Below are 22,566 nucleotides of genomic sequence, written 5' to 3'. Positions count from 1 at the left end.
TTTCGTTGAATTTAAATGTAATAGTTCTTAATGTTGTACATCAATATATTGGATAAGACCTATAACAATGTATACATTCAATCAGTTAGATCACTTCGACATCCCCGATCTGGAAACCGTCATAACTCTTCTCAGGCCACATAACTGTCAACTAGCTCTTATCAAAGAACTTCCCAAAAACGCGAATGATAAAAACCAAGTGTATTATCACTCGGATGCGAGTCTATTGAACTCTATTTTTGACCTCCGGTTTAGCGACCGAGGCGAAAGTACCAGCATAACAAAAAGAGCTTCTGAACCAGGTAAAGCAATACCACAAGCAATATTCCACCGTTTTTCTTGGCTGAGTACTGATGGCATTCTGCATCCAGCTAAAGAGTGTAAAGCTATTGTTTATGCCCAGTATCCGGAAGCTAGACTATCAGGTTTTGTTACCGAAAAAGGGGAAATGCCCCGTTCAATGTCGGTGGAGTACATAAAAAGAGATGACCGGCTCCCACGTTATTTAATCCTAGGCTCCACGCTGTCTGGCCATGCTGTTGCGATTATGGCAGTAGACCCGGGAGAAGCTCTGGTCAAAGAATTCAGGGAACTTAGTTCCTACCATGGATCTAAAGTCTGCAAATCAATAACCATTAAACCAGACGGTGACAGCGGCTCTGTCAAACTAGAAAAAATCCTCCGGGATAACGTAGCATCTAAAACGCTGCTAGGATGCCGTTTTGATAAAAACGGCATCACTATTCCGTTCACCGGGACTCAAGTGCATGGCTATACGCTTGAACATGCCTGTGGAATTAAACCTAATGCTGAAAAAAACGGGGATATATACGGCATAGAACTGAAAAGCTTTACCCGTAAAAAGCTGACTTTGTTTACTCCGGAACCTGATGGAGGTCTGTACGCAGAAAGTTTTGCTGATTTCATGATGAAATATGGATATCAGAAAGGAGAAGACTACCGTCTTACCGGTCTGCACAGGGCCTATGTCGAGAACGAGAAAACAAAGTTGACCCTGAAAATCCGTTGTGTGCACTCTTTTAAGGATAAGAGAGAAGATGGCAGCAGCTATACGCGCTATGAGCCTAGCTATTACCAGCCAGACAAACCGATCACTCGACAGATGATACAGATGGAAATAGTGCTTGAAGACAGAGAAGGAAATATTGCAGCAAGCTGGTCTCTGGAAAGGATCCTAAATTGCTGGGGTGCTAAACATAATGAAGTAGTATATGTGCCAGCAGAAAAACAGTGTAACGATGAACCTCACACGCTTGCGGAAGGTTACAAATGGAAAGTTAAGTTCGCGGATGAGGTACTATGGTGTCGGAATACCAACGCTGAAAAACTATTTAAAGCGATTCATTCAGGAACTATCTACCTAAATCCAGCCCCAAAATATAACCCGAACAACTCCAAGCTAAATAAGCGACGCTCTCAATGGCGGCTTAACGATATCTACAAAGCGGCAAATGAGTTATATGAGTTATCTGAACTAAAAAGGCTTACAAATTAATGAGAATCTGTGACAGACTGGTATAAAACAGCCAATTCAACTGTATTTACATACATACCACCTACCAAAAGGGACATTCGTGTGATAGAGTTACACACAAATGTCCCTTTATATACAATTATCTTCCATGAAAAATAACGAAATCCTTAACTGTGGTGACCGTGAGGATACACTTCGCACGCAACGCCTAATCTCTAAGAGCAATAACCTACTTAAACTTCTTGTCGAAGTTTATGACCAGAAAAACCTTGCCCTGAAACTCAAAGAACTGGAATGTGGTTATGAGCAGGAAGTCAGTAGAGAAAAGCTCAACCGATGGAAGGCTTCACCAGAATCGAATCCTATAAGCTTCAGTGAAAGAGCTATGGCCGATATCCGTAGTAAATTGTTGCCTGAAAAACCTGCTCACTGGGAAAATCCGGATTTTACCTTTATAGACCTCTTTGCAGGGATCGGTGGTCTAAGAAAAGGATTCGAGGATATTGGCGGCAGATGTGAATTTACCAGTGAGTGGGATCAGAAAGCCCGACGAACATACCTTGCCAATCATTACGTCAATGAAGCTGAATTACCTTATTTCCTAGACAGTGCAGATGAGAACCCAGAGAAAAATGTATCCCTAATGGATATAACTCAAATAACTAAGAGTGGAGACAGCAATGCAACAGAACAGGAAAAACGGGAAAGTATCCTGAAACATATCCCTGAACATGATGTATTACTTGCAGGTTTTCCATGCCAGCCGTTTTCTCTGGCAGGTGTATCGAAGAAAAACTCGTTAGGCCGAGCTCATGGCTTTGAATGTGATACGCAGGGCACTCTATTCTTTGATGTTGAGCAGATCCTTTTGACTCGGAAACCAAAATTTTTCGTTCTGGAAAATGTTAAAAACCTTAAGAGTCATGATAAAGGCAACACTTTTGCCACGATCATCCGTTCTCTAGACAGAGCTGGCTACCATGTTGCTGACATAAGCAATTCTGGTGAGAATATAGAAAAAGCAATTGAGGCAGTAAGAAAACGAAAACCTGAGCCAACGATTATTGACGGTGCTCATTTCACACCTCAGCATCGTGAACGTATCGTGCTTGTAGGTATACGACAGGACCTTGTAGAAGCTGATAATAGCTATCTGAACCTATCCCTGCGCAATATACAAAAACCTGAATCAAGATACCGTGTAGAAGACATTCTGTGCCCCCTAACCAGTGAAGAAAAACAGAAATACACGCTGACCCCAAACCTGTGGAACTACTTGTATCACTACGCGCTTAAACACCAGACAAAAGGAAACGGATTTGGATTTGGCCTTATAGACCCGAAAAATCCGGAGTCAGTAACCCGTACATTGTCAGCACGTTATTATAAAGATGGTTCTGAGATTCTGATTAACCAGGACGGACTTTCTGCAGAATACCTGGAAAAAAACAAAGAGCACGCAATAAGAAAAAATCAGGAGCGTGAAAAAGAAGCGATTGCGTACGCTGATAATTTCCGTAAGGAATATCCGGAATGCTCGGATAAGCAGTACAAAGAGATGATTAAGGAAGGGGAAAAAAAATACGATGAAGCGAAAGGCCGTTATGCCTCTGAGTTTGAGCCGCTTCATAAAACTCCGCGTCGCTTAACACCACAGGAATGCGCTCGTCTGATGGGCTTTGAAAAACCAGAATATGACAGAGCAGAACAAGATAATGATTTTCGAATTGTTTGTGCTGATACTGCGGCCTACAAACAGTTCGGGAACTCAGTTGTAGTCCCGGTATTCCGAGCTGTTGCTCAGCTGATGAAGCCATTTATTGAAAAAGCGAAAAGCAAAGCGTGTGATAAAGCGGCTTAAGTTTTTCAGGCAGAGTGAGAGGAGTATGACTCTTCTTACTCTTATCCCTTGTTATTGACTCAGACAGTCGCCTTTTAGGTGAAAGTTTATAAAAAAGTAGATTTTATTCAATATAAGCAATAAGTTAGCAGTAAGTAACACTGAAGCGATTGTTTATGGATAATAAATTTAGAGATTTTTTACTTTACTGGGAAGGAACCAAAAGGCTCGAGTCATTTGTTAGCGAGCAGTACTTTCAGAAGTCCGTAGAAAAGTACTTCGGTAAAGACTTCACCTCTTTCGACTGGTTTCGGTGTACCTATGACTATGGAAAAAAGAGTATTTTTGTTCGATTTTTGGGGCGAAACTACTCAAAAAACATGTCGAAGGCTGACATAGCCCTGATTCGGGAATTTATAGAAAAAAAAGAGACCGTAGTGATCGCCAGATACGATGAATCTGGTGAATTCAAAGCCTATAAAGCCAAACTGAACTTAGAGAACAAAAAAATAGGGTCATCTATATTTGATGATGCAGCAGAGCTTTTGTGTCAACTTTCTATGCACAACAATCTAAAACAAAGTAGCCCAGCAAAGAATAAACTTGCAGAAACTGACGCTGGCATCGTTACATACTTACAAGAGGGCTTATCGTCTAAAGAACAAACGTCTTTACTGCTCACTAGGCGATTCATCTATGAGGTCCTCTATCCTGCATTTCATAATCAGCCAAACGATATTGATGCTGTTGTACTATCAAAGGGCGAAATTAAATTCTTGGAATTTAAGCGAAAAGACCCTGCACAGTCATACTTCACTACCAGACTTCCACTGACAAAAGTAAAATCAATATGCAAACAAATCATCGAAACAGAGGACACAACCGATGTAGGTGAACTGCGCACAACGATTCGAGAACGTTTAAAAAATAGTGTAGGGCAAGCAGTGTTTTCTCCGTCTTACGGTATAGACCAAAGCCATACCAAATTTATCCGATGGTGCCATTCCAATAATATGGGCTATTACCTAATTCATCTCAATGCAGGGAAAACTCTAAGCTCAAAATTCATTAATCTTCAACTTAACCACTTAACAAAACCTGTTAGCTTTAGCTACAAACAAATACTATCCGGAGATATAGACGGCTTTAATTTTACTATCGGTGAGGATAGTGGAATGAATCCTTACACAAGGATCCAAGAAACCATAAGAGCAGACAAATTTAAGAAGTTAGAACAGGCTAAAAAAATGGATAGTATTTTTGAAATGATTAAGTAGGCATTGGCTACGTTTTAGAGAAGATCCCTTTAAGGGATCACACGACGATTTGGAAAATATTAGTTTTTATTGAGTGTAAAGATGCGTACCACGACTAATGATTTGTACAAACATGAACGGAACGTATTGGGGTTGAAAAATGCACACTAGTGATATGCATCGCATTATATCACTAGTGTGCAAACAACGTGACTGCCTAGCTCAAACTTGAAAGTGGTGATAAAGCCAAGTTGGGATAACGTTTAAATTGGCCAGCGCCATCGACAGTACTGAACACAGCACCACACCAAAGATAAGCGCAGGGCTTTCACGATTGGTGGCAATGGTGTTGGCAAAACAGGCAGTCACGATCGCACCAAGCGCTAAGATGTGACAAAGCACAATGACCTTAATGTTTAAAGCGGTATGCCAAGCAAGCTTCACTGACTCAATGACGTACTGCATCCCTTCAAACTGTTCAATCGATTTCGCCGAATTGACAACACTTTGCGGATACTCAAGATCAACAATCCAGTACGCAGAAAAGACCAAAGGCAAAAAGCAACCAATTTCAAAGAGCGTATAGTTGTTCCAAAATTCGACGCGATAGAATTTTACCAGTAGCGTTACCGCTACGATCCCGACCAAACCAGAGAGTGCTACAGTGTGATAACTAATGTAGAGCACACCCAAAACACAGCACGCAACTAGAAAAACAATGGTAAAAGCAATGATCTCATCACCATCATCTTTTCTTCGTGTATTCATAGAAAACCTTTCTAAAAAGAACAATAGACAGGGGCGTTAGCTCACACTAAGCCCCAATTAAAAATTAACGCGGAAGTGAACGTGTATGAGCACACACATCCTCCCAGACACCATTTCGGTAACGCTTATAAGCGCAAACTGGGACAACTTTTGGTCGAATTCTCATTAGAGACTCCTCTCAACTTAAAGCGAAAGAGGGAATTCAATGATTGAGATGAACACATTAGAAGGGTATGATTGCGGGACAAATCAGAGCAATCAGCCTTTCTAACAGGGCTTGAAACCTCTTAGTGTTGGGCCTTATAAGCTGCCGCGCCAACGGAACTTATAATTCACCTCACTATAAAAAGGCACTTTTAGTACTTTACTGAAAGTGCCTTTTTATTTCTCTTTACGAACGCCTTTGAATGGTGTGCCATCTTGCTTCACATCCATAAAGCGTCCTGTATTTGCATCACGTTTAACCCAATGGCCCGAAGGTGTTTGAGTTTGTGAACGTTCGCGAACCATACCATGACGACGGTTGTCGCCTGTCTTGCCGTTAGTTGCCATAAGGCCTCCAAATCTGATTTAATTAATCTGTTTAAGCTGAAATGAAAAAGAATCCTCTCAGCTACAAGAGGATTCTAATCTCAAAATCTGATTAACACAAGCTGTTTAATCAGATTTTATTGCGTAATAAATAAATTCTTTTCCGCCAGACTCTGCTGCTTCTTCGGAACGAGTGATATAACCTGCGCTGTAAAGTTTTTTCAATCGGGTACTTGCGTTAGGAATACTGATACCAAATGCAGCAGAGATACTCGCTGTCGTTGCAGAACCGTTATCTAAAACGAACTCAACCACATCTCGAGTTCCCTTCGTCATTTCAGGACCTATCACTTTATATTGATTTCCCGACCAAATCACTAGGGGTTGACCTTTCGCCTCAGCTGCATAAGTCCAGTTATCAATAAGATCCTGATCAGCAACATCGATTAGGTAAAAGCTTTTTTCACCTCGATACAAGCGAGCAAGAGCCACAACACTTTCACGCGGAAAAGATGCATCTGTCGCCTCAATTCCATCCAGCGATATTCCAAAGACGGTACAAGATGGATGGGAGTCGACTCGGTTCATCAGTTTATGAAAAACATCCTTCCCTTGGACATTGCCAAAAGGGTGATCGTCTTTCGTAAAATCACGGAGTTTGATTATCATTGCATTCTGATTCATATCGATAATTTAAGGAGAAGATCTTAAATTAATCAAGAGAAAAGTCAAAACAAATATGCGAACCGCATAATTTTTGCAGGCCATAACTCACTTCATGATCAGCGAGTTTCCCCTTAGAATAGATAAGAGTTAGCTCGAAAGATTCCTGCCTAATGTGTATTTTCGCATTAAACTTGGCTGCAATATCGCCACTCCTTTTTAGCCCTAAACCTCGACTTTCATCAGGGTTATGTTCTGCGCTGCTTATGCGGCCTTGTTCAAAAACACGTTTAATCAACAATGCATCATTTTCAGCATTAGCGGTTTTAAACTCTTGATATATTTCCGGGTAACGCTCTTTTAGAACGCGTCGTAGCGAATTCGCGATCCCCACGCCACTATCTGATATAACGGTTTGTATTTTATTAGTTTTCGAGTAAACCTGAAGAGCGGCGAAACCATCAATGGGCGATTTAGAGTGATCCCGAACGTTACCAAAAAGTTCAGAGATCATCGTGAAAGCAGCATTGGAATGCTTTTTACCAGCCTGTTCTATGAATGCTTGTTTAAGTTGGACGGGAATACTCTCATCCGGCTCTTCTGGATTAATGACACCGAACTCCATAACCTTGCTGTTATGGCCATAGTAACAAGATGCATCCTTTACATCGGGAACAACAGCAACGCTTGGGTCTATCAATTCAAAAAAACCAATGCGACACAAGTAAGAAAAAGATTTATCACATGCGCTAAAGTCTAGTGAAACAGATTTATTTTGATGTACCAATTGATTAATAAGAGCGAGCAGTTTTCCCAAAGAGTCAAGCAAGAAGCTTCCTCCAAGAAAAGTCATTTCGATTGCAGAGGTGTCCTGATCCCATAAATCACTGTACTGCTTTATTACCTCTTCAAAACCATCGGAAGTTAACCAGCGACTTTCGGGAACAGGAAAGACCACTTTCAACGTTCCGTTAACGAGAGACCATTCATAGTCCTCATTTTGGATAAAAGTAGAAGAATTAGCATACAAGAACGAGTTCACTTTTTTACGCTCTAAACCCAGCTCAGACGCTATTTTTTTCGCTTTCAACCCAGGTTGTTTTCTCAAAAGATTTTGAATTGCCAATTCCATCAGGATTCTCATAAGCCTATGTCAACTAAGATAATATATGGCTATATACTTGTTTTTCAATCCGCTTAAACTAAACAACTATGAAAGCACCACGACACGACCACCGCTGCGCCTTTAAATTACGAGCACTAACGCCAAACTAAACACAAAAAATCAAAGGCCATACGAGCCTTGCGATAACCAAAGAACGGGGCGCAGCATTGGGTGGGCGGGGGATGTGGTGGGATACCATAAAATAGCTTGCGCCTTTTATGGATTGACCGGCACGGGCAACAACGAACGTACCGCAAATGGTGAATCATAGAAAGTTATGAACGTCCCCGCATGGAAACACGTTGTTTGTGTTTTGATGCGCCATCATTACCCTGCTTTGCCCGTTTTTTGGGCAAGGCAGATAAACCGCGCCAGCTCTGCTGGCTACCTTAGAGCACGCTTTTCAGTGCGGTGGCGGCAATTTACACATAATGTCCAATAATGCTTGAAGTTGCCCAGTGCCCGGCAGCTTGCTGACGATAGGCACGTGCAATTTTGCATTATTCCACATTATGTTGAATTGCCGCACATACCCCCAAGCTTGGGGGATGGGGGTTGGTAACCGATCTCTTAAGCGGCCTTGCTACAGAAGCCCAGTCTGTGCCGCCCTGCCCGTTGCGAAATTTATGTGATGGCCTGTGTCACGAAGTGGCACGCGCTTAGGCCATGACATGTTTTTTTGTGGCAACTGGTAGGAAGTGGCCAGACTGAGCTGGCGTGTTTAGCAAGGCCTTTTTATTCATATAACTTACAAGAGTTGTCTATATTTAAATCTTTCACAATATACCTTGACTCCTAGATTTCCTCCCCTAGAGAATCAAGCCACATACTAAACGACAAAGCGCTAAAGAGGTTAGATATGAAGTCTTTTATAAAGTCACTCTTGCATTCACACAGCTATAGCGTCATTAACGTATTTTCCGAAGAAGACATAAGAAAGGTACATCAATCAATAAAGGAAATACCTGATAGCACTTTGCACGAGCATGCTATTAACTTTTATCAAAAAATATGCAGCTCCATCGAAAAGATGCATTCATATAAATCTTTCCACTATTTTCATACTCTAAAATATCGGAAATTCATCATTATTGCTTCATCCATATCTACTTTAACTATAGGAATTTCCGGAATATTCGAAGGAAATACAGAACTAATGGTTATCGCTCTAACTGCAAGTTCTGCTGTAACCGCAATCTCTTTATGGGAGGGATTGTACAAAGACAGGGAACTTTATCTCTTGAACACTCAATATATTAATAAAATCTTTAGTGTTCTTTATGACTTTGAAAATGACGTTGTTAACGCGAGACTTAATAAAGATAAATTAGATTCTCTAGAGATTCGTTATCAATCTATCATTGGTGAGTTTTACGAAACAATGCATATGATTCAGTCGACTGAGGGCAAGAAAGAATCAGAAGAGCATCCCTAATTCTGGTTACACATAGCTGTTACTTCGACAGCACCTTATACACGGTCGTCCGGCTACATCCTAACTCTTTACTGATAGCATGTTTGTTCATTCCTTCACCAGCAAGCTCCTGTATGCGTTTGTGCAATGTCTTATCAGGAAATCGGCCCAAGTGACGCCCCTCTTCTCTGGCTCGTGCTCTGCCCTCGTTGCAGCGCTGTAAAATACGTTTTCTTTCCATTTCTGCGAAAGCGGAAATCGTGGTGTAAATGACCCGGCCCACATCGCTATTGATGTCTAAATCACCAAGATCATGGAATACCAACCCGGCGTTTTTATCTGCGAGTTGATCGGCAATTTGTAATGCATCAATAGTATTACGCGCAATTCGGTCAACCTTGGTGACGTGAACCACATCCCCTTCCCTAGCGAAGTCGATCAATTTATTTAATGCTTCACGTTCGGAAGACTTTCCACTGGCCTTGTCTTGAAAAATTTTCTCACAGCCGATCTGTTTGAGTTGAGAAAGCTGAGTATCAAGGTTTTGGTCATCGCTACTGACTCGAGCATAGCCAAGTTTCATGGTGAACCTTTAAAAGTGAACAACAAGATAGGTAATTAATAGTGTACATGTTCACCATTAAAAACTAAGACTAACTGTACAGTTTTGTGATGGGTACTCCAGTATGTCCAAAAAGGTACACCTTTATGGACACTATTGAGTTTGTTCATATTTATCGAAACAGTTAGGATTGAAGGAAAGAGGCTATTATGAAATCTATAAATGCTAATGAAGCAACGTCAAAATTTAAATCACTACTAGAAACTGTTCAAAATGAACCTATAGAGATAAAAAGATATGGAAAACCGATTGCAATAATGCTCTCCATGAAAGAGTACCAAAACCTTCAAGCTGAAAAAATAAAGCTAGAGATGGAGTCTTTAAAGCTAAGGCTAGAGTTAGCAGACACTAAACAATAACTTTTGCTTTTAAGTTTTTCCGTTTCACATAATCCCTTAATGTGCTTGGCGCTTCATCGATCAATTTTGCAGTAGGTCTAATACCTAACCCCATTCCCAAATAACGTTCTATTTGCTCTCGCTTCGGGTCCAGCTTGAGTTTTTCCGCCTCACCTTTAGGACGACCTAAAATGATACCGGCTTTTTTTCTAGCCGCTAATGCTTCTTTAGTCCGCATAGAAATAAACTCTCGTTCTATTTCTGCCGCAAGTCCGAGAACCGTTGCTGTGATTTTTGCTTGCATGGATCCATCTAGTTGCATGTTCTGTTTAGCAATGTATACATCAATACCTTTTGCCATGCAGACTTCAAGAACTTCTAATACTTGAAGTGTTGAGCGAGCTATACGACTCACTTCTGAAAAAATGAGTTTATCTCCTGCTCCCATTCCTTCTATAAGCTGACCGAGCTTACGTTGATGCCACTTTTTTTTGCCTGTAATAACATCTTCAACAAAACATAAGTTAGCTAACCCAACCTTATTACAGTACTCATAGATACCATGCTTTTGGTTTGCCACATCTTGACTATCGCTTGAAACTCGTAAATATGCATAATTAGACATACCACCTCCTTTTCTCACGTTATAGCAAGGGATGAGAACTAAATTGGTTGTTCTTACCTAAAATGTGACTGGATAAAAATTTATTAAGAAGAAAAATGAAATTGATCGTTGTCGTGGGTAACTGTGTAAATCTTTGATTTTCCAGTTATCCACACAAACTATAAAGATCTATATTTAACTATATTACTCTATGTAAAGTATAAATCTATAAAACCTATAGTATTCACAACGTATTGATTTATATGGGTTTAATCATGTTTTATGATCATCTTTTAGGTGTTGGGATAACAAGATTTAGGTGATTATGATCTAATTTTAGGTGTTGATGATCATTTTTTAGGTTCATTGGTGACATCTTTTAGGTGTTATTGATCGCATATCAGGTTTACTAATGACACATTTTAGGTGTTTACTTCTGAATGCTGACATATTTTAGTTTAAACAAGGCGTTATTCTTTGCTATGACATGTATTCTTATGAGTTCCCCTTTCTAGAGTTTGAATCTATAGGAGCCTTATCACCAAAACACCTAAATTGTGTCTTGAATCACTCTTTGTTGCCTAAAATATGTCATTAATGAGATCGAAATACCTAGAAAATGTCTTCTATTCGAAATTAGTAATCTGGGCTATCACTTAGTTCTGAAAGTGTCTCTATTTTCTCAATCAAAGATTCTAGCTCGTTGTCATCTTCATGGTTTTGTTCGTCTTGAGTTAAGTGCCGCCTTGAGAGACTTTCCTCGACTTTCAATGCATGACTTTCTTTACCGACGTAACGGTAAGCGATAGCTAATGACTCCAGTTCGGATTCGGTGAGGCGAACCTGGTTTTGAAGCCTTTTTAGCTCTAGATCCTTAATGGTTTTCATTGCTTCATGTTGGTTTAGCTCATCTATTGTGCCTAACTTTATCCAACGGAAAAGAAACTTTATTCCGGTAATTGTTCGCCCTTTTTTAACAACCTCAAAGCCTTTATCCCCTTGACTACTTTCTAAAAATAGAAGCTCTTTGCTGATCTGAGGATGCTCGGAAAGCTCTTTGATACTTTCACGAATACAACGCTTCATAAACACACTGTTGTTTTTAAAAGAGCTTTTATCTTTCTTTAACTTACCAGCTTCATCCAGAAGGCCAAAGATTCCTTTGAGCTCACTTAACTTTTGTGTGTGCATCTCAAAGCCTTTATCTTTAAAGCGGCTAAGTAGTTCGTATAAGCGTTTGGAATATTCTTTTTTAACGTCAAAGAAATTGCGAGTGTTAATGAGAGCAAAACCTTGATTATATTCAATATACTCTGATTTCAGCATATCGTTAGGAACCATAGTAAGCACACCGTTTTTATAAGCGATGTGCTTAAATAGCGGCCGATAATCAAACTCTATATCACCTTTAGATGTGTCGACTTTGATGCCTATTTTTCTACTGGCTAAGCGGTTTGCTACTGGGCTTAAGTTACTACCAATATGTTTAGACTCGACACCTAACCATTCTGATAGTTGATGCGAAGTGAATTCGTAATGAGGGGTTTTTTGTTCCCAGTCCGCCGCTTTCATATGTGCGATCATTAAAGCGAACATATCTGCTTCTCTTGCCGATAAATCTTGTCGACTGAAAACCAGCTGATGACCCTTCTTTATGTGCTTTGGTAAGTTATCGCTTACGACTGGATAAAAATACTCTTCATCACTCATTTCACACTATGTCCATAGATAACAATATTTAGGTAATTATGACATGTTTTAGGTAATGGAGGAATTACCTAGCCTAAATAATGTCATTTAATGCTATGTAATTGATATGATCATCATGTCCAAAGATCTCTGACTTGATCGGATCCTATACCCTACTCTTTTTGCGCACTAACCCTCTCGTTATAACTTCATGCTCCTTTTAACTGTGGGAGAGGCATAAAAACAAAAGAGTGTATGGAGATTCTTACCGTCTCTGTCGTTGCGGATAAATACGCCAGCGACGTGAAATAAATGGGAGGTCATCAAGCTTGTTTGATGAAAGCAATGGGTAAGTGACAACGTGATGTCGTCTACGGGGGACGTGATTGGACAATGGTGTGGTATGAACGATCGATAAACAGGTTCTATGGTGATATGCCTGTCTGTAAGGTTGGTTAAGTCGGTACACAAACCAGTATAGGAAACGGAAGAGAGTAACGCCTCTACCTGCAGCGGTGTGGCGAGCCGTGTGACTAGGCCCAGCCCTAACTAATCTGTCACAGTAAATCGCACCTGATAAATCATCACGAAGAAAAACCAATAATCTGTGCTTTTTATGATGGAAAGTGAGGTTGATGCTAACGCTATAGTTTGGCATCACCCAGCCCCGTCATAGACCCCTTATGCGCGAAAAATAAGGTCGTTAATTTCGATCACTTCATCAATTATCGATCATTGATATTCATCATCAGATTGTTTACCCCTTTCCTTCGGTTTGAAACTTGCGGAGCTGCGCGAATTTAACCCATGTTCCTCGTCCACTTCGCTTTTTCTTCACGCTGCTTTTTAACTGCATCAATAAACAACGCAATTACATTTTTATTTTGAGTTGTTCGCAGGAAACTAGGCCTCGCTTTTTTTGTTTTTCTTCGCTTGTATGCTGTAGCGGTTAGGAAAGAAGAGCATGCGATTTTTAAAACTTAGAACCGATCATAAACGTCAGCGAAAAGATGGGACCCGTTATGTAACCCCTTTGATCGTAGACTCCCCTCGCCGCTTTGCACCAAGTCGAGATAGGAAAGAAACGAGCTTACGCCGAACTCAGTGCCAACTTATTACCGGAGCTCATGACTCTGGTAAAAGCCGTTGGCTTACACGGTTGCGCGATAGCCGACATGAAATTTGGGGAAAGAAACCACAACCGGTTTTGCTTGAAGGGCTAATGCCATTATCTAGCTGGGTTGAGGTTAAAGGGATTGAAAAATGGTATGCAAGTAGCCAAGAAGAAGGTACTTATTTTACTCCTTGGAGCAAACTTAATCTCCAATTGAAAGCGGACTTATTGGCAGATTACCTAGTTGATACTCAATCTTTGCTTTTCATTGATGATGCTCATAAGTTGACAGGTCGCAAAGCTCAAATTGCACGAAAATGTTTACTGTCTGCCAAGGTTTGGTTGATGGCGTGTAGTGAAGAAGGTCGCCTTCCCCCGTCAATTCGTCCCATCGTTGAAAGACGTGAACCACAGCGCATCAATTTAGAGAGTGATGTCAGTTATGACACTACGAAAGCTTTAATTTGGTTCATGGTTGCTTTATGCGTTGTTGCGGGCGCATGGGAAGCTGGAGCCGTGATTGGCGGCTTGCAAATGCTTGGTAGCGGACGGAGGTCTACGCGTGCCGATTAAGTATGGCCTTTTAGTGCTGTGTTCCCTGTCCTGCCACGTGGCTTACGCCAATGATTGGGGGATTTCTACACCCTGGGATGAACCAACAGCGCAGCCACCGGAGATTAAGCCTTTCGAATTGCCGACATTGAAAGGCGATGCTCCCCATTACAACACCTCCACTCCTGCTCTTAAGCCTGCGCCTAAGATTGATCCGGATGCTATCTTTCAGACCGTACTCAACTGTTACCCAGAGAAGAGTAAATTCAAACTCGACTTAAACCTTGTCGCAGGAATGAGGACGAACTTAGATGAATACAACAGTGATGATTGGCCTGAAATCTCAGAACACTATGTCGGGATTGTTGGAAAAATGCCGCTCTACTCTACGACGGAGCAATCTCGAGAGCGGCAATGGGAGTACCAACGTAGAACCGCCACAGCGACGTCGGTCGCATCCTTCACCCAAGCTCTCGCTGATAGAAACTACGCTTACCGCTTGATGGGGCTCTATCTATCACTTGAGGCTCGTTCACAGCAGCGGGTTGCCCAAGGTGTGGCGAACGTTAACGAACAAGTGGCACTACTTGAAAAAGTAGCGAGCTCACATCGAGACGTTTTAGCTCATGAAGCTAAAATCGTCGAGCATCGACTGGCACTAGTTGCATTGTGTGAGAGTTCCTACAGCGACAGCGTAAATCAGTATTTGCAAAAGCTTGCCTACCTCCCTCCTCATTCTAAACCGAAGGTGACTCAATGAAGTGGCTGAATCATGGGCTTATTGCTGGGTCGATTTGTGCCGTTATCTCACCCCCTCATGTACCTGTTTGTGTGTTAGGTGCCACGGCACCTGATTGGTTTGAATATGTTGCTAAGGTCGTAGGTCGGCATATAAAACATCGAGGCCCTACCCATGTTTTTACCCATTGGCTCGTTGTGGCACTCGTATTTACTTTTGTTTGGGACTATCAAATGATTGGCATGGCGTTCGCTTGGGGAGGCGTAAGCCATATTTTAACTGACGCAATGACGGTGTCAGGAGTGCCATTTTCGCCATACAGTGACAGACGATTTCATTTATTTGGTGGGCGGTTTAGAACCGGTGACCCTGTGGAATACGCAATCTCTGCTGGCGTAGTGATAGTTTGTATCGCTTTTTCACATATCACTGGAGGGCAGGGGTTTGCACCATTTTTTTACGACTGGGCAGGGATGTATGAGAGTGGATTAATTGATGCGTTAGAGTGGAAAACTAACCGATTTAGATTCATTTAAATTAAACAATGTTTGTCATTATTCAGGCTGAATAATGACAAATCAAAGCGGAGTAATTAGGGAGTAACTCATGTTAAATAGAGCTTACCAACGGGGGTTTACACTTATAGAACTCATCATCACGATTAGTGTATTAGGGGCGTTATTGCTTTTTGCAGCGCCAAACTTTTCTCAAATAATGAAAAGCTCTCGAATCAATACGGTTAAAGATGAACTTGCAGGGTTACTTATCATGGCTAAAAGTGAAGCTGTTTTTAGAAATATGCCCGTATATATTCATTTGCGAGAGCTATCTAACATAGACCCAACAGAGCGTTGCTTGGTTTTGTCCCTGTCCGACACTATCAGTGATTGTACCACTAACGCCATGTTGGTGTTAAAAGGACGAGTATTTGATGAGGTCGTCTTAGAGCAATCCTATCCACAAAACGTTATTAAGCTAGATGCTGTACGAGGGTTACCTGAATTAATTCACTCGACGTTAGATAGCGATAGCTACAGTGAGATTATGAAAATTTCAGTTGAGCCTGATAAGAAAGTTGCGTTGAAAATGCATCTAGTAGGAAGGACATACTTTTGTAGCACAGTAGGGGAGCAGTATGGATTGAAAGAGTGTTAAGTTACTCTTTATAAATTTTAATTTTAAAAAACGTCATTGAAAAATGACGTTTTATATGAATAAATCTATTTTTATTAGTGTTTTATAAAGGAAAGTAGAGCATTAGATTCCGTATAGATATCTTGTATAAGTTTCAGTTTTTTATCCAAACTTCCACTAGATTTCAGGCTCTCTTTAAAGTCTAGCTCAAGCTTATCAATACTATTGATCATAGATGATAATACTTGGAGACTTTCTAAATCTTTGCCATCAGGTAGCTTTTTTAGAATAATAGTCATAGCCTGAGATTTTATTGATCTAGAGTGCTCCAGAAGCTCAACTTGTAAAGGGTAATATTCATTACTCATTGTTACTCTCTTCCATTAAAACCTTTTGTATTGCCTCATCGAGCTTTTCCTGTATTCCTTTTGAAAGCCGCCCGAACTCATACGAGAAATTTCTCCCTTTAACGCGTTTACGTGCAAACATGCCTTTGCTATCGAATTGGGCGAGGGGAGTGACTTCCGCTTTGTCTGACTTTTTCTTTGTTTCTGCTACTTTTAGCTCAGCTTTGATAGCAGAAACAATGGCGTCTTTCTGATCCTCAAGCGAATATTCAGCCTGAATATTGACAAGATTTTTCTCAATTTTCTTTGCGAAGCTAGCAATCTGTTTTTTATCTTCACAGGTCTTCATCACCTTATCTAGCAAGGCATAGTCCGGATGTGAAAGGGCATTTACAATCGGAAATAGCTTAACCAGCTTCTCGTCGATACTGGCCGCTTTCATCGCTTTACTTACACCGGCTTGGCTAAGCCCAACTTGTTTCGCAATCTCAGCCTGAGTTATCTCTTTGTTGGCCGATTTGATGGCGATGCATTGTTGTCCAATTTCACGCAGGTTATGTTCTTTGGCAGTTTGTAGCTGCTTGGCCAAAGCCTTAGCATCACTTACAGAGATTTCATTTTGAGTAACAAGGATACGGAATGTTTTAACTCGACCTTCTTGAAGTAAGAACCAAGCTCGACGGCGAGAGCCATCTAACACATCAATCTTGCCATCGATTTGCCGACCTACAGCAGGGTAGAACTGTTGAAACTCAAGGGAGTTCAAGTCAGATAGAGATTCTGCCGTAAGAAGCGACTGATCGCGTCCGTTCACATCAAAGGTAACAAACGTCTCATCACGAACTTGTTCGTATGACAGGGTCACTTCATTGAAGGTCGCGCTATTCCCCGACGCTAACTGCCAAACCACGCTTTGACCGACAGACTCAATTCCAAATTGTTCTCGCAGAAACTCGGCTGCGTTAGTGCCGGCTTTATCCAATTCCACTGTTAGCTGTTGCGTTAATGTGGTCAGGTTCGCTTTTGCTGCTGACTGTTGAGCCTCAACTGCGCCTGGTGTATTACCTAGTGGACTACCACCACGTTTTTTTGCCATTATGCTTGCTCCTGTTCGCGCCAAACACTCAAAATATCTCGTTGAATTTGGCTAATTACTTCATAACCATTTTGCTGCGCCGTTTGGAAAGTGGATTTACTTTTCGGGTATTCGCTTTTTGACATATCGAAAACGGTGGCAAGTAAGGAAGAAGCTTGTCTAATAGCTTCGCTATGCTTGAATTCTTTGGAATATAAGTAAGGCGCAAAATGTTCATAAAGGCTATTCATCAACTCGGTAGTCGTTGAGCTATCACGATGGTTCGTCAGCAATATCTTCATAAAATCATAGCCTTGATGATTCGCATTGGCTAACAACGCCCAAACTTGTGGGATATAGCTAAAGTATGAGCACGTTGCATCGATGTCGTTTTCGGTAATTGATAATGGGAAAACAACACTTGTTGCTGCAAAGTACGCATTGTAAGTCGCGTAACCTAAAGAAGGCGGCGTATCAATGATGATGATGTCGAATTCATCTTTTACTGCATCGATGATGTCGGCCAAAATAGAGTAGGGGGATGGTAGCTTATGTGTGAATACTTGTTCATGAAACCACCCTTCAATTGCTCTGTCACTTTGCGAAGCAGGAAGAATACGTAAGTTGGGGATGGTGGTTTCTAAGAACGCTTCAGATACCGCTTGCTCGAACGTTTCATCCTCGTCTAAGTCAAAGTTACGCATAATGAGATCGCCCACTGAGAGGTTGCCTTCCTGATCAGCTTCTGGCGCGTAATACATAGATAGAGTCGCCTGGCCATCCATATCGATTAACCCTACTCGATATTCCTGGTGAAACTCAGTCGCTAAGCCCGATGCTACAGTTGCGGCAGATACTGTCTTACCAACACCACCTTTTTGGTTTTGGATTACGATAACTTGCGTTGATTGTTTTTCACCACGCTGGAATTTCGGCTCTTTACGTAAGGTTTCCGGTAATAAGTCTCTTACGCGATACATTTCTTCTATATCAATCGACCATTGAGAATCCTCATGGCGACGAGGGTCGATACCTGCAGAAGTAACATATCGATCAAGAGTTTTAGCATCAATAGCTAAATAGGTGGAAGCTTCTGCTCGAGTGAAATTGCGCAGCTCTTTACGATGATTAGCGAGTAACCGTAAGTTTCGACGCTTGATATAAGCATCAGCCCCTTGTTTAAGCGATTGAAAGCTTTGGGTGGTCTGTTGAGTATCCATTTCTGCCTCCGTGTAGGAATTAGAAATAGTATATCCCTTAATTTATAAGGTGTGTAATGAAAAGTAATGGAATGTCGAAAATTTGAGAGGGTGGTAGGGAATAACTTAATTTTGGTCAATTGCTGAGGTGTTTGATTAATGTACGATGAAATATCAAATGAAAAGTCCTATGAGGTTTGACATGTCTAGAGCGATTCGAGAACTTAAAAAGTCCCAAGAAGTACGTAGGGCTACAGCTGAAGAGATTGCTATAAGGGAACGAGATGCCTTGGCTAAGCACCCCGATTTAGCCGCGCAAAAACAAGGCCGAGGTTCTGGAAGCTTTAGAGAAGGGGGAATTCATGACTCTGGGAGGAGCTACTTTAGTAAACGATAATAAGGTAGAGCACCCTCACACGATGAGAAATACTTACGGGGCTACTCTTTTTGAATTGCAATAAGTTGAGTATTATATAAGCAGCAAGATAAAGCCACAATGCCAATAATTTCCAAGCAAGTTAATTTGAAGGCTACCTTAAACATAAGGTTAATCAACTCAATTTAAATTCATACCGTACAGGGTACTCTGCTTTGGCGCTGTCAAAAAAATACTATAGAGAATTCAAATGAACGAATTTACCCAAGCAAGGCTCGAGCTAATTCATTACTTAAGAACACAGCTTATTGGACCTGTAGGAGGGGAGCAAGAGAGGTTAAAAGATGCTCCTCATAAACGTTACCTTATAGGGACTCTCTTTCCTGCTGCTGCTTGTATCGATGATACAAATGACGACAAAGATGATGATTCAACTACCGAAGCTCTCGCCAATGATTTTAAACCATCATCAATGGCTATATCTTTCGCTATCCAAGCAAATACATCGTTGCGGCTGAATATTACAGCAGGCTCTTATACCAAAGGGAAAATGCTTGAGTGGCAACGCTCTGAACTATCTCATGAAGAAGATCTACAAAAAGTAGTATCTCGAAAGAGTGAAATACTTGATGGACGCGCACGTCTAGATATTACGGTAAGACCTATAACCTCTGGAAAGGTTGTAACCATCGCAATGTCAAACAATGCAAGCTCAGGTGAGCGGTTAGATCCTGAAAAATGTTTATACCAGTGCGGTATCAAGGTCTCTGTTTTAGAGGGTAATATCAGAGAGTACCCAAGTAGTGAACGATTCAAACTCGATGATGAGCAGCAGGAACTGAACTTAGCTTATAGAAAACGGGTTCCTTGGGCTGTTGGGCATGGTGTTGCTGTTGATTGGTCTTTTGATGGGGAAGCAAGCCCAACCCAATTATACACTGAGGCGATGCCTACTCATGAAGTGAAAGACTTTAGTACAGAAATAGATCAGAGTAAGTACCCAAACCTCAGCAGTAACATTCTTAGCATAACGAGAATAGCGGATGTTGATGCGGCAACTGATCAACAACTACTTTCTGGATATCAAGAACTTATTTTAGCCTACCGAGCGTGGATTAATGAGCTTGATAACGAAGTTTTAGATGGTAGATATCTTGCAGCGAAAGAGCGCATTATCCAGAGATTGAAAAGTGCAGCTCAAAGAATGGAGGATGGAATTAAAGGACTACAAAACTCTTCATTAGCAATGGAATCCTTCCGTATCGCTAACAAGGCTATGCTGATGCAAATGCTACATTCTGGGAAAAAGTATGCCGGAGAAGCTAAGTCAAAGGACTTTGAGTATGTAAGCCCGGATTACTTTGCTGATGATGTTGTTGAGAACTTCAAATGGCGCCCATTCCAGTTAGCCTTTCAATTGCTCGTTTTAGAATCTCTTATTCCGAACAAAGATACTGGTGATTTGCCTAAATCTCATGAAGAAGTAGATCTTCTGTGGTTCCCTACTGGTGGTGGTAAAACCGAAGCCTACCTAGCCGTTGCTGCATGGGAAATGATATACCGTCGCTTGACTAAAGGGAAACGTGGCGCAGGCACTGCAGTTATTAAACGCTACACATTACGCTTGCTAACATCTCAACAGTTTCAAAGAGCTGGAAGCTTAATCTGCGCTTTAGAAAAATTACGCGAAAATGATTCTCGATTAGGCCAAGAGCAGTTTTCTCTTGGCCTATGGGCAGGTATGGATAGCACACCTAATAGTTATAAAGATGCTCATAACAAGTTTGTGATCACTCGCGACGACCCTGAACCAGAGAATAGTTTCCAATTACAAAATTGCCCTTGGTGCGGTACTGAAATAATACCGAAGGTTTATACCTCTGAGCATCTTTCATATGGTATTCGCTCAAATCCTGATAACAAGTTTGAATTTTTCTGCCCAAATGAAGGGTGTGATTTTCATCACCACTTACCTATACAAGTTGTGGACGAGGCCTTATATGCTTCTCCACCTAGTCTTCTAATAGGAACGGTTGACAAATTTGCTCGCCTAACTTGGAAGGCTGAAGCTGCGGCTTTCTTCGGAGATAAAAAAGTACTACCTCCAAGCCTTATAATTCAAGACGAATTACATCTAATTTCTGGTCCTTTAGGCACCATTGCTGGTATTTATGAAGCTGGTTTTGATTCTATCATTGAGGTCCTTGGCCAGAAGCCTAAGGTAATAGCTGCAACTGCGACGATTCGTGCGGCAGAGCAGCAAAGTGTACGTTTATTTGGCAGAAGAGTTAACGTGTTTCCTCCATCAGGGACAGACCAAGCCGACTCTTTCTTTTCAAAAGAAGAACTTGATAAACCAGGCCGAATGTATGTTGGTGTAATGCCCAGCGGGCATACAGGGCAAACTTCACTTGTTCAAACAAGTGCTGCCGCTCTTTTAGCTCCTTTTGAGCTAGGGTTTGAGTATGAACTACTAGATAGTTACTGGACCCTGCCGATTTATCACAATAGCCGCAGAGAACTAGGTAAAACTATGACCCTAGGACGCGACGATATTCCAGAACGTATCAAAGTCATTTCCAATAATATGCATGATACTCGTAAGATTGAAAGCGTCGAGGAACTTAGCGCAGGTGTCAAAGGCTCCAAAATACCGGAAGTACTAACGAAACTAAGTAAGTCTTTTCCTGATGCTGTCGATATATTACCGTGTACGAATATGATTTCTGTCGGTGTGGATATTGAACGCCTTGGTATGATGGTGATTGCTGGACAGCCGAAAGCTACTGCTGAATATATACAGGCTTCAAGCCGTGTAGGACGAAGTAAAAAACGTCCTCCTGGCATTGTGATCACTCAATACTCTCCGACTAAGCCACGAGATCGCTCACACTACGAAACTTTCAAAAGCTATCATCAAGCCCTATATCGTTACGTTGAACCTACTAGTATTACCCCTTGGGCTAAACCAGCACTTGAACGGGCTCTGCATGCTGCTCTAATTTCAGTCGTCAGAGTTACGGGTTACCTAAGAAAAAATGAAAACGCGAGGCACCTAGATGTGTCCCATTCTGACTTCAAAACACTCTTGGCGGTATTTAAAAAGCGTATCGTAAAGGCTATGGACGGTATGCCACAAAAGGAGCAAGACGAGACTCTAGAATACCTTCAATCTCTAGTCGACATATGGCAGGAACGTTGTGATAGAACGTCTAAGCCTTTAAGCCACTACACGGGAGAAAAGCAATTTCAACCGTTAATCCAACCTTATGAAAGTGCGCAACATGATGAAGCGTGGCGTACCCTAAATTCAATGAGAAATGTCGATACTGAAACCTGTTTGTTTATTAGAGGAGAGAACTAATGGCAGATTCAAACCGCGCTTACCGTAGTTCTCAATTGATTTCACCTTTTGGCCCAGGTTCTATCATTGAACTTGGTGACGAATCTCTTGCATTAGCAGACCCGATTTATTGGCCTAAAAGGCTTGAAGAGATAAAACTTGATCGTTTATCTCGCGAAGCTGGCGTATGGGCTTTGAAAAAACCGCCGGTAATCAAGAATAAGAGAGATGAGGTCGGTCCCCATAATGCTTTAATGACAGTCCGTTTCCCGAAATGGATGTTCTGTCCACGTTGTAAACGC

20 protein-coding genes and 1 pseudogene are annotated in these 22,566 nt (G+C 41.4%); 11 read left to right on the top strand and 10 right to left on the bottom strand.

Annotated elements, in window-relative coordinates:
* Positions 1-67: 67 nt before the first annotated feature.
* The 3 genes from UQW94_RS23450 (at position 68) to UQW94_RS23440 (ending at position 4,612) form a co-directional block, all read left to right on the top strand.
* Positions 68-1,516 (top strand): MvaI/BcnI family restriction endonuclease, encoded by a 1,449-nt coding sequence (locus UQW94_RS23450; protein ID WP_322142596.1) that lies wholly within the window; start codon positions 68-70, stop codon positions 1,514-1,516.
* 127 nt (positions 1,517-1,643) lie between these two features.
* Positions 1,644-3,356 carry a DNA (cytosine-5-)-methyltransferase gene (gene dcm, locus UQW94_RS23445; protein WP_258615251.1) on the top strand — a complete coding sequence of 571 codons (1,713 nt, stop codon included), beginning with the start codon at positions 1,644-1,646 and terminating at the stop codon, positions 3,354-3,356.
* Positions 3,357-3,511: 155 nt separating this feature from the next.
* On the top strand, positions 3,512-4,612 hold the full coding sequence (locus UQW94_RS23440) for a hypothetical protein (protein ID WP_258615252.1): 1,101 nt from the start codon (positions 3,512-3,514) through the stop codon (positions 4,610-4,612).
* A 201-nt stretch (positions 4,613-4,813) separates the two neighbouring features.
* Here UQW94_RS23440 and UQW94_RS23435 read toward each other — a convergent pair whose 3' ends face one another.
* The 4 genes from UQW94_RS23435 to UQW94_RS23420 all read right to left on the bottom strand — a co-directional run bounded on the left by UQW94_RS23435 (position 4,814) and on the right by UQW94_RS23420 (position 7,685).
* Positions 4,814-5,359: a hypothetical protein gene (locus tag UQW94_RS23435; RefSeq protein WP_069518014.1), complete on the bottom strand. Its 546-nt coding sequence runs from the start codon at positions 5,357-5,359 to the stop codon at positions 4,814-4,816.
* A 381-nt stretch (positions 5,360-5,740) separates the two neighbouring features.
* Positions 5,741-5,911 carry a hypothetical protein gene (locus tag UQW94_RS23430; protein ID WP_016791538.1) on the bottom strand — a complete coding sequence of 57 codons (171 nt, stop codon included), beginning with the start codon at positions 5,909-5,911 and terminating at the stop codon, positions 5,741-5,743.
* Between the two features lie 105 nt (positions 5,912-6,016).
* A complete protein-coding gene (locus tag UQW94_RS23425; protein WP_258615255.1) occupies positions 6,017-6,559 on the bottom strand; it encodes a helix-turn-helix domain-containing protein in 543 nt (180 codons plus the stop codon).
* 43 nt (positions 6,560-6,602) lie between these two features.
* Positions 6,603-7,685, bottom strand: coding sequence for an ATP-binding protein (locus UQW94_RS23420; protein WP_258615256.1), 1,083 nt, complete (start codon positions 7,683-7,685; stop codon positions 6,603-6,605).
* 892 nt (positions 7,686-8,577) lie between these two features.
* Here UQW94_RS23420 and UQW94_RS23415 point away from each other — a divergent pair.
* Entirely contained in the window at positions 8,578-9,153 is a 576-nt protein-coding gene (locus UQW94_RS23415) for a hypothetical protein (protein ID WP_258615230.1), read from the top strand.
* Positions 9,154-9,172: 19 nt separating this feature from the next.
* Here UQW94_RS23415 and UQW94_RS23410 read toward each other — a convergent pair whose 3' ends face one another.
* A complete protein-coding gene (locus UQW94_RS23410; protein ID WP_258615231.1) occupies positions 9,173-9,715 on the bottom strand; it encodes a recombinase family protein in 543 nt (180 codons plus the stop codon).
* A 188-nt stretch (positions 9,716-9,903) separates the two neighbouring features.
* Here UQW94_RS23410 and UQW94_RS23405 point away from each other — a divergent pair, with 188 nt between their 5' ends.
* A complete protein-coding gene (locus tag UQW94_RS23405) occupies positions 9,904-10,113 on the top strand; it encodes a type II toxin-antitoxin system Phd/YefM family antitoxin (RefSeq protein WP_239939096.1) in 210 nt (69 codons plus the stop codon).
* Here the strand turns inward: UQW94_RS23405 and UQW94_RS23400 are convergent.
* Together UQW94_RS23400 and UQW94_RS23395 are read right to left on the bottom strand one after the other, a co-directional pair.
* On the bottom strand, positions 10,103-10,717 hold the full coding sequence (locus tag UQW94_RS23400) for a recombinase family protein (RefSeq protein WP_029843386.1): 615 nt from the start codon (positions 10,715-10,717) through the stop codon (positions 10,103-10,105). The two genes, UQW94_RS23405 and UQW94_RS23400, sit on opposite strands and share 11 nt — an antisense overlap.
* Positions 10,718-11,332: 615 nt before the next feature.
* Entirely contained in the window at positions 11,333-12,406 is a 1,074-nt protein-coding gene (locus UQW94_RS23395) for a replication initiation protein (protein ID WP_069490877.1), read from the bottom strand.
* Between the two features lie 943 nt (positions 12,407-13,349).
* On the opposite strand from UQW94_RS23395, the gene UQW94_RS23390 reads away from it, so the two are divergent.
* The 4 genes from UQW94_RS23390 to UQW94_RS23375 all read left to right on the top strand — a co-directional run bounded on the left by UQW94_RS23390 (position 13,350) and on the right by UQW94_RS23375 (position 15,945).
* Positions 13,350-14,072, top strand: coding sequence for a hypothetical protein (locus tag UQW94_RS23390; RefSeq protein WP_029843382.1), 723 nt, complete (start codon positions 13,350-13,352; stop codon positions 14,070-14,072).
* Positions 14,062-14,811, top strand: coding sequence for a hypothetical protein (locus UQW94_RS23385; protein ID WP_258615236.1), 750 nt, complete (start codon positions 14,062-14,064; stop codon positions 14,809-14,811). The genes UQW94_RS23390 and UQW94_RS23385 overlap by 11 nt, the downstream gene beginning before the upstream one ends.
* Entirely contained in the window at positions 14,808-15,326 is a 519-nt protein-coding gene (locus UQW94_RS23380) for a metal-dependent hydrolase (RefSeq protein WP_258615237.1), read from the top strand. Before UQW94_RS23385 ends, UQW94_RS23380 begins: the two co-directional genes overlap by 4 nt.
* A 70-nt stretch (positions 15,327-15,396) precedes the next feature.
* Positions 15,397-15,945: a pilus assembly FimT family protein gene (locus tag UQW94_RS23375; RefSeq protein WP_083152714.1), complete on the top strand. Its 549-nt coding sequence runs from the start codon at positions 15,397-15,399 to the stop codon at positions 15,943-15,945.
* 74 nt (positions 15,946-16,019) lie between these two features.
* On the opposite strand, the gene UQW94_RS23370 is transcribed toward UQW94_RS23375, so the two are convergent.
* Genes UQW94_RS23370 through UQW94_RS23360 form a run of 3 tightly spaced genes read right to left on the bottom strand, consistent with a single transcriptional unit; the run spans position 16,020 to position 18,566 of the window.
* The gene (locus UQW94_RS23370; protein WP_100088500.1) at positions 16,020-16,292 is read right to left on the bottom strand and encodes a hypothetical protein; all 273 of its coding nucleotides are present in this window, start codon (positions 16,290-16,292) and stop codon (positions 16,020-16,022) included.
* Positions 16,285-17,367 carry a ParB family protein gene (locus tag UQW94_RS23365; protein WP_258615240.1) on the bottom strand — a complete coding sequence of 361 codons (1,083 nt, stop codon included), beginning with the start codon at positions 17,365-17,367 and terminating at the stop codon, positions 16,285-16,287. The genes UQW94_RS23370 and UQW94_RS23365 overlap by 8 nt, the downstream gene beginning before the upstream one ends.
* Positions 17,367-18,566: a ParA family protein gene (locus UQW94_RS23360; RefSeq protein ID WP_017449270.1), complete on the bottom strand. Its 1,200-nt coding sequence runs from the start codon at positions 18,564-18,566 to the stop codon at positions 17,367-17,369. Before UQW94_RS23360 ends, UQW94_RS23365 begins: the two co-directional genes overlap by 1 nt.
* A gap of 605 nt (positions 18,567-19,171) precedes the next feature.
* Here UQW94_RS23360 and UQW94_RS23355 point away from each other — a divergent pair.
* On the top strand, positions 19,172-22,285 hold the full coding sequence (locus UQW94_RS23355) for a helicase-related protein (RefSeq protein WP_253657729.1): 3,114 nt from the start codon (positions 19,172-19,174) through the stop codon (positions 22,283-22,285).
* Positions 22,285-22,566, top strand: a pseudogene (locus UQW94_RS23350) (hypothetical protein); the annotation flags it as partial. The gene UQW94_RS23355 and the pseudogene UQW94_RS23350, both read left to right, overlap by 1 nt.

The sequence above is a fragment of the Vibrio sp. PBL-C16 genome, assembly GCF_034321865.1.
Classification (GTDB): domain Bacteria; phylum Pseudomonadota; class Gammaproteobacteria; order Enterobacterales; family Vibrionaceae; genus Vibrio; species Vibrio alginolyticus.
The sequence above is the reverse complement of the archived record's forward strand: the minus strand, read 5'-3'. Positions and strand labels throughout refer to the sequence as shown.